Origin of the sequence: Brachybacterium sp. Z12 (genome assembly GCF_014400405.1) — a bacterium.
Taxonomy (GTDB): domain Bacteria; phylum Actinomycetota; class Actinomycetes; order Actinomycetales; family Dermabacteraceae; genus Brachybacterium.
Genome location: NZ_CP060496.1, coordinates 874,413 through 886,514, shown reverse-complemented (window position 1 = coordinate 886,514; position 12,102 = coordinate 874,413). Strand labels below are relative to the sequence as shown.

Below are 12,102 nucleotides of genomic sequence, written 5' to 3'. Positions count from 1 at the left end.
GGAGGAGAGACATGACCACAGCACCCCATCCCGTCACCGACGAGGTCCGCGAGCCCGGCCCGGCCGGTCAGCAGATCGCCGATCGGCACGTCACCCGCGCCAAACGCGGCATCCCCTGGGGCAGGATCCTGGCCTGGGCCGTGATGGTGATCTTCCTGCTGATCACCATCTTCCCCTTCTACTGGATGCTCCGCACCGCGCTGTCCAGCAACAATGCGCTGGCCACCGACCCGGGCAGCCTGCTTCCCGTCGGCCTGAACACCGGCGGCTTCGAGCGCGTCTTCGGCATGCAGGACGTGGAGACCGCGATCGCCCAGGGAGGCTCCGGCGCCTCCATCAACTTCTGGCGCTACCTGCTGAACTCCGTGGCCGTCGCGACCACCGTCACCATCGTGCAGACCTTCTCCTGCGCCATGGCGGCCTATGCCTTCTCCCGCCTGCGCTGGCGCGGCCGCGAGACGGTGTTCCTGATCTTCCTGGGGTCGCTGATGGTCCCGCAGATCTTCACCCTGCTGCCCAACTTCATCCTGATCAAGAACCTGGGGCTGGTGGACACCCTGCTCGGCATCATGCTGCCGACGCTGTTCATCTCCTCCTTCGCGATCTTCTTCCTTCGGCAGTTCTTCAACAACGTCCCCCGCGAGGTCGAGGAGGCGGCCCTGATCGATGGCGCGAGCAAGGTGCGGGTGTTCTTCACCCTGATCCTGCCGATGTCCAGCGCACCGCTGGCCACGCTCGCGCTGCTGACCTACATGACCGCCTGGAACGAGTACTTCTGGTCGCTGATGGTGTCGTACACCGATCAGTCCCGGGTGCTCACAGTCGCGCTGGGCGTCTTCCGTGCCCAGGCGCCGGGCACCGGACCCGACTGGTCGGGCCTGATGGCCGCGACCCTGGTCGCCGCGGCGCCCATGCTGATCCTCTTCGCCCTGTTCGCGAAGAAGATCGTCAACTCCATCGGCTTCAGCGGAATCAAGTGAGGCGATCCAGATGAGCATTCAGAGACCTTCCACGCCGCCCACCGCCCGCCCCGGGCCCCTGTCGCGCCGCCGGCTGCTGCAGGGCTCGGCCGCCCTCGCGGCGGGCGCCGCCGGGGCAGGGACGCTGGCCTCCTGCGGCGGGGCCCAGGCCCCGGCCGGCGCCACCGAGATCGACTACTGGCTGTGGGACGCCCTGCAGCTGCCCGCCTACTCGGCGGCGATCGACCTGTTCATGGAGCAGAATCCCGATATCTTCGTGCGGGTCACGCAGCTGGGCTGGGACGACTACTGGACGAAGCTGACCGCAAGCTTCGTGGCCGAGGCCGGCCCGGATGCTTTCGCCGATCACCTGGCTCGCTTCCCGGAGTTCGTGAGCCTGGGGGTGGTCGCGCCGCTGGACGGGCTGGGCCCGCTGGACGACGTGCCGGCCGAGCAGTTTCAGGAGGGCCTGCAGGAGCTGTGGACCGGACAGGACGGCAAGCGCTACGGCATCCCCAAGGACTACGACACCATCGCGATCCTGTATGACAAGAACATGCTGACCGAGGCAGGGTTGACGCCGGAGGACCTTGAGGGCCTGGACTGGAATCCTGAGGATGGCGGCACCTTCGAACAGATCCTCGCGCGCCTCACGGTCGATGCCAACGGTGTGCGCGGCGATGAGGACGGCTTCGATGCCGGCGAGGTCGTCTGCCATGGCATGGGCGGATCCGACGGGATCGATTACGTCGGACAGACCGCCTGGTCCCCGTTCGCGTTCTCCACCGGGTGGACCTTCACTGATGAGGAGACCTGGGGACGCCGCTTCAACTACGACGATGAGCGTTTCATCGCCACCATCGACTGGTTCTTCGGCCTCGTCGACAAGGGGTTCTTCCCGCCCTTCGGCAAGTTCGGTGAGTCCTCGCCCAAGCAGGCACAGCTGCAGGCTGGCAGCTCGGCGCTCGCCCTGGACGGCTCCTGGATGATCAGCACCTACGCCAACATGGACGGCCTCGACCTGGGGATCGCCCCGCTGCCGTCCGGCCCGATCGGGCACCCCATGTCAATGTTCAACGGGCTCGGGGACTCGATCTCGGCGCAGTCGGAGAAGAAGGAGGAGGCGGCGCGGCTGATCGCCTTCCTCGCCTCCGACGAGGCGCAGCGTGTGATCGGTGAGCGGGCGCCGTTCTTCCCGGCCACGGATGTGGGCACGAAGGCCGCGGTCGACAGCTTTGCCGCGGAGGGTCTGGACGTCACCCCGTTCACCGACCGGGTGGCCAACGGCGAGACCGGCCTATACCCGCTGGTGGAGAACTCTGCATCGATCATGTCGATCATGCAGACGGCCTTCGATCAGCGCTGGATGGGGCAGATCGAGGGGGCGGACTTCGCCTCGTTCAACGACCGGGTCAACGCCCTGTTCGAATGAACGCCTGAACGGCCGTACGGCGCTTCGTCGGCCCCACGCCTCAGCGCGCGGGGCCGACGAACTGCTGGATCGCGACGATCGCCGCGCCGCGAGCCCAGTCCTCGAATTCGCCCGGCAGATCACGCACGGCGATGTCTCGTTGCATGGGGGCCAGGCAGGCGCGCAGCGTGTCCTCGAGGACCGGGTCGGCGGACCGCACCAGATCCCGTGTCTCCCCGCCCAGCAGGATCGCCTCGGGGTCGAGCATCGCCGCGACCGACGCTGCAGCCCTGGCCAGGGACCTGGCCATCTCCGCGACCAGCTCTCGGGCACCCTCGTGCCCCTGCGCAACCAGGTCCCGCAGCTCCGGCAGTCCCGCGCCGGAGTGCAGGATGCCGGCGCGCTGAGCCCGCTCCAGCAGCGGGCCGAGGCTGGCGGCCTCGTTGAAGGTGAGGGGGCGTCCTTCCGCGTCCTGCCCCACCGGCAGCATCCCGGTAAGGCCGGCGACATGGGTCCGCCCCTCGACCAGCTCGCCGGCGTGGATGACGCCGATCCCGACGCCGGCACCGACGGTCAGCAGCGCGAAGGAGCGGTAGGAGCGGCCCACACCGAACCAGTGCAGCCCGTGCAGCATCGCCCGCAGATCGTTCTCGACGACAGTCGGCAGGTGGAGGCGTTCCTCGAGCATCTGTGCGAGCGGAACGGGCTGGTCCCAGTCGAGCAGCTGGGAGCCGAGCACCGTGCGCCGGTCGGCCACGCGGCCGCCGACGCTGATCCCGAGGCCGAGCAGGTGCGGGTGAGCTCCGGTCAGTGCCTCGACCGGGCCTGCGATCGCCTCCACCACGGCCGTCGGGGTCGTGCTCTCCAAGGGGAGCGTGAGCTCCTCGAGGACATTGCCGCGCACGGTGGAGGCCACGGCATGCACCTCGTCCGCGGTGACTTTCACGCCGAGGAAGCGCGGCCCTTCGTTCTCCTCGATGTCGAGCGGCTCATGGGGTCGACCCTTCGCACGTGCCACGGGGCCCAGGGTGTGCAACCAGCCGGCATCGAGCAGGTCCCGAGCGGCGCGGGTGACGGTGGGGGCCGACAGGCCCAGCCGGGAGGTCAGCTCGCTGCGGGAGCGAGGGCCGAAGCGCAGCAGGTCCCGGTAGACGGCGCGGGCGTTGGGACTACCGAGATCGGGGGCGGATCCGTCGGGGCGCAGCATCCGTGCCGGCATCGCATCTGGCATCGTCGTGCACCCCCTGGCCGCTGCGCCCGAGCGTTCCCCGCGCTCCGTGCAGTTTAGCCGGGTCCCGCTCTGTCGGCCCGGCTGCCTGCGCGTGGAGCATGAGAGATCACGCGCGGTGGACGAGCACGCCGGCGACGGTGACTGCGACCACCCTGTCCCCGTCCAGCTCCACCTGGTCCTGCCCTCCGTCGACCCGCTCCTCCAGGCCCATCAGCTTCGCGGGATGGCGGGTCGCCATCGCGAGCAGCTCGGAGCGCTCGAAGGGCAGGTGTTCAGCGGCCCAGTCCAGACAGCCGCGCAGGGACCTGCCGGATCCTGCCAGCAGGCCGGTGCCCGGGAGGGTCAGACTCCCGTCAGCTCGGACCTCGACGCTGCCTCCGACGGGGCTCGGGTACACCCCGGGGTCGCTCCCGGCCAGTGCCGCCGAGTCGGAGGTGAGCTGCGGGTCCCCCACCCCGAGCGCATGCTGGATCGGGATCTCGGTGCGCGCCGGCCCGAGGCGGTCCCCCGGGCGGACGCCGCCCATCTGCGGCGAGAGCCACCCCAGATCATCCATGAACTCCGCGGTGCACATCGAGTAGGAGCTGCGGGCAGCCGCCTGCCCCCAGGCATCGTGGAGGGCGTTGTCGACCACCCCGAGGGCCAGCAGCCCGGCCAGTCTCGGAATCTCATCGAGCCCTGCGACCCTGGCAGCTGCGGCCAGGGTCTCATCGAGCCGCTCGTACAGGGGCCGCCATAGCGCGAAGGGATCCGCGCACTGCCCGAGGCTGAGGAGCTGACCCACGAAGGTCCGCACGAGCGACCGCAGCACCCTGTCGCGCACCGACAGCTCCACCGGAGAGTGCGGCCACGCCCAGGGGACCGACAGCATCCCCGCACCGACCCCGCACGCTCGCGCACCGCCACCGGTCTCGACGGTCAGGCGAACCTTCGGGGATGTGAGGTGGGTCAGCGGCCTCCCGCTGATCACGAAAGGGGGCTCGAGCTCCACCTCGACGAAGGAGACCTCCGCTCGCAGCGCCCGAATATCGCTCGGGCGTCCTTCTGGCAGTACGACGTCCATCGATCTTCCTCCGAAGCTCCCGGGCCCCGTGTTCTCAGCCCGTGCGCACGGGCCCGGTGGATTGGCGCACGACCAGCTCGACTCCGAGACGACGTTCGATGGTGGGGACTCCCTCCGACGCAGTGAGCTCGTCCGCGCGGTCCTTGCTCAGTGCGAGCTCCAGGGCGACCGCGCCCATCTCCCGCAGCGGCAGCCGCACGGTGGTCAGCGAGGGGGCGAGGTCGCGGGCTACCGCGATGTCGTTGAATCCCGCGACCGAGATGTCCTCCGGCACGCTGCGGCCATGGTCCCGCAGGTACGCGAGAGCTCCCATCGCCATCTGATCGGCTGTGCCCAGCAGTGCTGTGAGCGCGGGATGATCGCGCAGCAGCTCCGCTGCGGCCCGGTAGCCTTCATCGCGGTTCGGCGGGCCGTGGTGCACGATCAGCCGAGCACCGACCGCCTCCAGCACCTCTTTCAGCCCCTCGTAACGCTCCTGGCTGGAGATGAGGGCCTCCGGGCCGGAGATGAGGGCGATGTCGCGATGGCCGAGCTCGGCGAGGTGCTGGCCGAGGAGCCTGCCGCCTTCGCGGTTGTCGACGAGCACCCGGTCCATCTCGACCACGGGGGTGCCGATGCCCACCACGTGGCCGCCAGCGCCCCGGAAGGACTTCACCCGGGTGGCGATGCCTGCGCGGTACTCCTCGTCGGCGAGCCCGGAGCCGGCGATGATCACCGAATGCGCGCGGTGGGACTGCAGCATCCGGAAGTAGCCCAGCTCGCGCTGCGGGTCACGCTCGGTGTGGCAGATCGTGACCAGCAGGTTCTCCGCAGTGGCACGTTCGTGGATGCCGTTGACGATCTCGGAGAAGTAGGGGTCCCCCACATCGCCCACCAGCACACCGATCGTGCCGGTGTTGCCGCGCAGCAGGCCCTGGGCCTGGGCATTGGGCACGTAGTCGAGCTCGAGCGCGGCGGACTTCACCCGCTCGCGGAGCTCCTCGACCACGGGGTAGGTGCTCCCGGAGAGCACTCGAGAGGCCGTGGGGACGGAGACCCCGGCACGTTGCGCCACATCTTTCAAGGTCACTGCCATCCCCGGAGAATACCTGCGGCAAGCGTTCTCTTGACGCCCTGGCGACTGCGGCCTAGGCTCACCGCAGCGGGGAAATGCTTTTCTCTCGCTCCGCCACACTCCACGACGTGAGGACGCTCAGTGTCGACCGTGATCACAGCCAGCACGATGCCCGCCCATGCGCCCGCCGACGAGGCCGAGCTCGACGAGCTCCTGTCCCGCCCGCTGCCCGGAGTGGGCGAGGCGTTGGCCGCCCTCGAGGGCGACATCGTCCTCCTCGGGGCCGGCGGCAAGATCGGCCCCACCATGTCACTGATGGCACGGCGCGCCCTCGACGAGGTCGGATCGGACACCCGGGTCATCGCGGTCTCCCGCTTCTCGGACCCCGCCTCACGCACGCTCCTCGAAGATGCCGGCATCGTCGTCCATCCCGCGGACCTCTCTCGCTCCGAGTCCTACGCGGACCTCCCGGACGCCGCAGGCATGTTCTACCTCGCCGCGATGAAGTTCGGCACCAGCGGGCAGGAGCATCAGACCTGGTGGTCCAATGCGGCGATGCCCGCGCTGGTCGCCGACCGGTATCGCGGTGTGCCCTCCCTGGTCTATTCCACCGGGAACGTGTACCCGCTGACCCCGCTCGGTAGGGGCGGGTCCACCGAGGCCGAGGAGCCCGCTCCGGTGGGTGAGTACGCCCAGTCGTGCCTGGCCCGTGAGCGCCTGTTCAGCTACGCCTCCCACACCTGGGGCACCCCGGTGTCGATCTATCGGCTGAACTACGCCTGCGAGCTGCGCTACGGCGTGATCGCCGACATCGCCACCAAGATCGCCGCCGGCGAGGAGGTGGACGTGACCATGCCCGCCGTCAACGTCGCCTGGCAGGGTGACATCAACGCCTGGGCGCTGCGCTCGATCGAGCTGGCCGGCACTCCCCGCGGATCCTCAATGCCACCGGGCCGGAGACGGTCTCCGTGCGCCGACTCGCCCAGTGGCTGGGCGAGGAGATGGGCGTCGAGCCGATCATCGTCGGCCAGGAGTCCCCCGATGCCCTCCTCAACGACGCCGCCGACGTCCATGAGCTCTACGGCTACCCCTCGGTGCCGCTGCGCCGCCTGGTGCGCTGGGTGGGACAGTGGGTCTCCGGCGGTGGCCGTCAGCTCGGCAAGGCCACCAAGTTCCAGCAGCGGGAAGGCAAGTTCTGATGACTGACCTGCACGCTCGCCTCGACGCCGGGGTGGCGATCCCGGCTCATCCTCTCGCTCTCGACGCCGCCGGCGGGCTGGACCTGCACGCGCAGCGGGCCCTGTCCCGCTACCAGTTGGCCGCCGGGGCCCAGGGCCTCGCCGTGGGCGTGCACTCCACCCAGTTCGAGCTGCACGACGACCCCTCGCTGCTGCGCACCGTCTGGGAGCAGGCCGCCTCGATCAGCGCCGAGGGCGTCGCCGGGGCGGTCGACTCCCCGCTGCTGATCGCAGGGCTCGTCGGCGACACCGCGCAGGCCGTGCGCGAAGCGGAGACGGCCCGCGAGCTTGGCTACGACGCCGCCCTCATGAGCCCCTGGGGCATGGTCGAGCGCAGTGACCGGACGCTGCTCGAACGCGCCGCCGCTGTCGGCGAGGTGCTCCCCACCATCGGCTTCTACCTGCAGGACAGTGTGGGCGGCATGCCGCTGTCCCGAGCGTTCTGGCGTGCCCTGTTCGATCTCGAGTCGGTGGTCGCGGTGAAGACCGCTCCCTTTGACCGCTACCGCACCAATGACGTCATGCAGGAGCTCCTGGTCCACGACCGCTGGGACGAGGTGGCTGTGCTCACCGGGAACGACGATGCGATCGTGGCCGATCTGGTCACCCCGTACCAACGGGTGGTCGCCGGGCGTCCACGGGTCGTGCGGGCGCGCGGCGGGCTCCTGGGGCAGTGGGCGGTGGGCACTCGCGCCGCCGTCGAGCTCGTCTCCCGGGCGAATGCCGAGGTGGCCGCCGGCGAGGTCACTCCCGATCTGCTCGCTCTGGGCAGCGACCTGGTCGAGATCAACGCGGCCGTGTTCGATGTCCTCCACGACTTCGCCGGCTGCGTGCCCGGGATCAGCGAGCTGCTGCGTCAGCAGGGCCTGCTGAGCGCCACCCGGTGCCTGGGCCCGGATGTCCTCTCCCCGGGCAGGCGGAGCTGATCCGTCAGATGCGCTCGCGCTTCCCCGCGCTGCTGGACGAGGAGTTCGTCGCCGCCGGGCGCGAGGGCTGGCTGTCGTGATCCCGGCCCTCGTCGGCTGGGGCTCCTCCTCGATGGCGCTGATCGGCCCTGCGATGGAGGCCGCGCTGGCGCCCTCCGGCCTCGGCTTCATCAACGAGGGCAGGGGTGGGGAGACCTCGCACCACACCGCCGCCCGGATCGGGTCGATCCCGCTGCTGGTCGCTGTCGAGGGCGGGCGCCTGCCGTCCGCCGGGATGGTCCGGCTGCTGCCCACCGAACTCGATCTCGTCCCCCACTCCCTCAAGCCCTTCGCCGGGCACGTGGCCGGTATCCCCGCCGTGGTCCACGGGACCGAGGAGGGCGTCTTCCTCACCCGTCTGCGGCCCGGGGCGCCGGTCGCGGTGGACGGTGACCCCTTCGTCCCCCTCGCTGCGAGCAGCCTGCACGGCCATGACGCCGTGCTGTGGATGGGCAAGAACGACCTGAACCGCGGGCAGGACGCGGAAGGGGTCATCGAGCGCATCGTCTCCTCTGCTCGTTTCCTCGAGCGGGCCGGCGCGCGGGTGGCCGTCGTCGGGCAGTTCGTGAACAACGGCGCGGAGCCCGCGCTGCGCGAGCAGGTGCTCGCGGTGAACACCGGCTGCGCAGAGCACTTCGGCACCGCCTTCCTCGAGGTGCAGGACTTCCTCACCTCACCCGCTCTGCCTGAGGCCACCGGGATCGCGCCCCCCCTCCGACCTCGCCGAGCGGGCAGCCGGGGCCAAGCCACCCTCGATCTCCACTGATCCGGGACACTTCGATCAGCTCGGCAACGCCGCGGTGGCCACCCATCTGCTCACCGGCCTGCAGCGCCTCGGTCTGCAGGATCTGCCCGCCCCGAAGAAGGAGACCCCATGACCGACTCCATCGATGCCCCCGGTGCCGCCCGCATCTTCGTGGCGATCACGCCGCGGGAGCTCGAGGTCCTCTACTCCCCGTCGTCCCTCGCCCGCCTGCGAGGCCTCGGCGAGGTCGTGCTCGCCCCCGACACCGGTGAGCTCCGGGCACCGCTGCCGGATGGCCTCGCGGACGAGTACGACGTGCTCATCACGTCCTGGAGCACCGCGCCCTTCGACCCCTCCGTGCTGAGCGGCACCCGGCTGAAGTACGCCGCGCATACCGCCGGCACCGTTCGCGGGCTGTTCCCGAAGCACGTGCTCGAGCAGGGCCTCCGGCTCGCCCAGGGCGGTTCAGCACCGATGGCCACGGCCGTGGCGGAGCTCGCCCTGACCCTCACCCTCGTGCTGCTGCGCGATGTGCACTCGATGGACCGCCGTCTGCAGGCGACCCGAGACTGGGCCGCCGGCGGCTCGGGGACCCTCACGCACGGCATCCGCGAGCAGACCATCGGTGTGGTCGGCCTGTCCCGGGTCGGGCGCGAGTACATCTCGATGGCGCGCGGACTGGGTGTGCGTGACCTCCTCGCCGTCGACCCCTTCGCGACGCAGGCCGATGCCGAGGCGCTCGGTGTGCAACTGGTGGGGCTCGCGGAGCTGTGCGAGCGCAGCGACGTGCTCGCGATCCACGCCCCCGTCACCGACCAGACCGACGGGATGCTCGACGCCGACATGATCGCGCTCCTGCGCGATGGTGCGATCGTGCTGAACACCGCCCGGTCCGCCGTGGTCGACATGGAGGCCCTGACCGCCGAGCTGGTGGCCGGCCGGCTGCGGGCGGGCCTGGATGTGTTCGACAGCGAGCCGCTGGCAGCGGACTCCCCTCTCTACGGCCTGGACAACGTGGTGATCACCCCGCATGTGGCCGGTGGCACCGTCGAGGCCCGCCTCGCCCAGGGTGCCGGGGTCGTCGATGAGATCGAAGCGTTCCTCACCGGCGCTCCCCTGCGCCACGAGGTCACCGCAGAGATCTACGACCGCCTCTCCTGAGAACCGGTGGAGCGCCCACCACGGATCTGACATGCTTCCGGTGACAGTTCTTCCGGGTGCCCTCGGCCCCCGGTCCACGCCACGCAGGGGGACCCATGAGCGAGACCAGCGCCACCGCGACCGATGAGCAGGTCACGATCTACACCGCGTACGAGATCGACTTCATGCTCGGGCTGCGCGACACCGAGAACGGGCGGATCACGCGCGAGCAGGTGGGTCTGCGCCGCGCACCCGAGGCAGCCCAGGAGTTCGTCACCGCAGCGGTCACCTCCGGTCTGCGCGCCCGCGGCAAGGTCGAGCGCTCGGACGACGGCCAGTGGCTGCTGGGCGAGGAGGGGCAGGTCGTCGCCACCGCGCTGACCGCCGCCGATCGCTGGCTCGGGATGGCCCTGGCCGAGGGTGAAGCGATGCGCATGGCCTTCATCATCAAGGCAAACGAAGCCATCATCATGCTCACCCAGGACGAGCTGGACTCCTTCGTGGTCACTGCGCTGCCCAGCAGCGATGAGGTGCCCACCTCCGTCTCCGACATCGTGCTGGCGTTCCTCGAGGAAGGCAACGAGCGCACCGTCTCCCTGCGCCGCACCGACCTCGACGCCCCGAACGACCCGGTTCCGCTGATGTTCCATGCGGAGCCGGACGGCAGCTGGAAGCTCGGGCACCTCCCGCTCGATGACGACGGCATCCTCGGGGTCTCCGACGTGACCGCCGAGGGGATCGCTGAAGCGACCCGTGCCCTGTGGGCCGACGGGATCAGCCAGGCCCCCGCCTCCGTCTGAGGCTCCCCCGCGGCGGCGGCGCCGGGCTCAGAACGGCCGGCGGGCGGACTTCTCCTGCTTCTTCAGCTCGATGCGCAGGGCACGGATGTCCTGCCCCGAGGGCTGGGAGTAGTTCCAGATATGGCGGTCGAAGGCGGGCATCACGACCCGGGAGCCGTCACGCAGCCGCAGCGCTGCGGTGAGCCAGTGCACGGGATGGACCACCCGGGATTCGACCGCGAGGATGTCGCGCCAGGGCACCTCGCGGGAGCGGAAGGCACCCACCACTCGCAGCCCGTGCTCGGAGATCTCCACACGGGATCGGGAGGTCGCCAGGGCGACCGCACCGAATCTCAGGCCGAGCGCGAACAGGATCAGCCCGATCCCGCCCAGGGAGAGCATCACGATCAGCAACCCGATCCCCGGGGAGCGTCCGTCCTCCAGGCCGAGGGCGAGCAGCAGGAGCGTCGCTGCGGTGACGACCGTGCCGCCCAGCAGGATCGCCGAGACCACCGCCCGGATCAGGGTGTCCCTCGTCACGGCAGTGGGGAACAGTGCACGGACGGCCCCGTTCGCTCCCCGGTCCCGGGGACTGCCGCGCAGGTCGGAGACCATCCGCTCGACTGTCGCATTGCTGCGCGAGTAGTCGGGCAGGGCGGTGCGCGGGCCGGTCTCGGGTCCGATCTGGCGGGGGATGGTCATGCGCTCAGGGTAGTGCGGGCTCCCGGAGACGGCGCGTAGTGTGCGGAGCATGTCCTCGAACGGCTCCTCACGCTTCCGTCGGCCCGCCCCGCTCTTCGACTCGGTCGCAGCGTCCATCCCCGGCGAGCCCGATCCCGCGTCCTCCGCCGATCTGGCCCACGACTCCGCACGGGCGCTGCTGGACGGGGTCTTCCACTCCTCGGATCCCGAGGTGGTCGCCCGCGTCGTGGCTCTCGCCGCGGACGACGGGCTGACGGATCTCAGCGCGCTGTGGTCCAGTGCGCCTGCCTCCACGCTCCCGGGCGCGCTGTGGCGGCTGTACGTGCTGCACACGTGGGTGCAGCAGCAGGGCGGAGACGAGGTGGTGCGTCGCTATCGCGCCGGATCCCGCACCGCCCCCGGGCTGCGCTATGTCTCCGGTTTCGCCGAGCCGCCCGAGGTCGAGCAGGTGCAGCGGACCATGGACCACATCCTGCGCGGTGCCTTCACCGGGGATCTGGCCCTCGCACTGCGGCGTGCGGGGGCGGTCGCCATGATCGTGGCGTACGGCACCGCGCATCTGGCCGACGACGATCTGGGCGATGAGCGCACTCGGCAGGCCGAGCGGCTCCTGCGCACCGGCGAGGAGCTCACCGCCGCGGGCCATCGCGCGGAGGCCGGCCAGCTGGACTGAGGCCCATGCCATGGCGGGCGGGCCTGCACTTGCCCTCGGCCCGGGCCCGTGCCCTACGATGGATGTGCGCCGGGCCGCGGTTGCCCCGGGCTCCAACATTTGCCGCTTCGAGCGGCCTTCGCGCCGACAGGCGCATCCCGGT

The 12,102-nt window shown here is 70.4% G+C and carries 12 protein-coding genes; 8 read left to right on the top strand and 4 right to left on the bottom strand.

Going from position 1 to position 12,102, the window contains the following annotated elements:
- The first annotated feature begins 11 nt into the window (after nt 1-11).
- On the top strand, nt 12-980 hold the full coding sequence (locus H3H54_RS04760; RefSeq protein ID WP_262425728.1) for a carbohydrate ABC transporter permease: 969 nt from the start codon (nt 12-14) through the stop codon (nt 978-980).
- Nucleotides 981-990: 10 nt separating this feature from the next.
- The gene (locus H3H54_RS04755; RefSeq protein WP_262425727.1) at nt 991-2,391 is read left to right on the top strand and encodes a sugar ABC transporter substrate-binding protein; all 1,401 of its coding nucleotides are present in this window, start codon (nt 991-993) and stop codon (nt 2,389-2,391) included.
- Nucleotides 2,392-2,431: 40 nt separating this feature from the next.
- Here the strand turns inward: H3H54_RS04755 and H3H54_RS04750 are convergent, their stop codons facing one another.
- From H3H54_RS04750 to H3H54_RS04740, 3 genes are all read right to left on the bottom strand, one after another.
- Nucleotides 2,432-3,601 (bottom strand): ROK family transcriptional regulator, encoded by a 1,170-nt coding sequence (locus H3H54_RS04750; protein WP_262425726.1) that lies wholly within the window; start codon nt 3,599-3,601, stop codon nt 2,432-2,434.
- A 106-nt stretch (nt 3,602-3,707) separates the two neighbouring features.
- Nucleotides 3,708-4,664, bottom strand: coding sequence for a hypothetical protein (locus H3H54_RS04745; protein WP_262425725.1), 957 nt, complete (start codon nt 4,662-4,664; stop codon nt 3,708-3,710).
- Nucleotides 4,665-4,698: 34 nt separating this feature from the next.
- A complete protein-coding gene (locus tag H3H54_RS04740; protein ID WP_262425724.1) occupies nt 4,699-5,739 on the bottom strand; it encodes a LacI family DNA-binding transcriptional regulator in 1,041 nt (346 codons plus the stop codon).
- A gap of 120 nt (nt 5,740-5,859) precedes the next feature.
- Here H3H54_RS04740 and H3H54_RS04735 point away from each other — a divergent pair, with 120 nt between their 5' ends.
- From H3H54_RS04735 to H3H54_RS04715, 5 genes are all read left to right on the top strand, one after another.
- Complete coding sequence (locus tag H3H54_RS04735) at nt 5,860-6,924, top strand: NAD(P)-dependent oxidoreductase (RefSeq protein WP_262425723.1); 1,065 nt, start codon at nt 5,860-5,862, stop codon at nt 6,922-6,924.
- Nucleotides 6,917-7,882 carry a dihydrodipicolinate synthase family protein gene (locus H3H54_RS04730; RefSeq protein ID WP_262425722.1) on the top strand — a complete coding sequence of 322 codons (966 nt, stop codon included), beginning with the start codon at nt 6,917-6,919 and terminating at the stop codon, nt 7,880-7,882. The genes H3H54_RS04735 and H3H54_RS04730 overlap by 8 nt, the downstream gene beginning before the upstream one ends.
- A gap of 76 nt (nt 7,883-7,958) precedes the next feature.
- Nucleotides 7,959-8,687 carry a hypothetical protein gene (locus tag H3H54_RS04725; RefSeq protein ID WP_262425721.1) on the top strand — a complete coding sequence of 243 codons (729 nt, stop codon included), beginning with the start codon at nt 7,959-7,961 and terminating at the stop codon, nt 8,685-8,687.
- A 108-nt stretch (nt 8,688-8,795) separates the two neighbouring features.
- Nucleotides 8,796-9,827 (top strand): hydroxyacid dehydrogenase, encoded by a 1,032-nt coding sequence (locus tag H3H54_RS04720; protein WP_262425720.1) that lies wholly within the window; start codon nt 8,796-8,798, stop codon nt 9,825-9,827.
- 95 nt (nt 9,828-9,922) lie between these two features.
- A complete protein-coding gene (locus tag H3H54_RS04715) occupies nt 9,923-10,606 on the top strand; it encodes a hypothetical protein (RefSeq protein ID WP_262425719.1) in 684 nt (227 codons plus the stop codon).
- 27 nt (nt 10,607-10,633) lie between these two features.
- Here H3H54_RS04715 and H3H54_RS04710 read toward each other — a convergent pair whose 3' ends face one another.
- Nucleotides 10,634-11,287 (bottom strand): PH domain-containing protein, encoded by a 654-nt coding sequence (locus H3H54_RS04710; protein ID WP_262425718.1) that lies wholly within the window; start codon nt 11,285-11,287, stop codon nt 10,634-10,636.
- Between the two features lie 49 nt (nt 11,288-11,336).
- Between H3H54_RS04710 and H3H54_RS04705 the strand changes: the two genes are divergently transcribed.
- Nucleotides 11,337-11,960, top strand: a complete 624-nt coding sequence (locus tag H3H54_RS04705) for a hypothetical protein (RefSeq protein WP_262425717.1) — start codon at nt 11,337-11,339, stop codon at nt 11,958-11,960.
- Nucleotides 11,961-12,102: the final 142 nt, after the last annotated feature.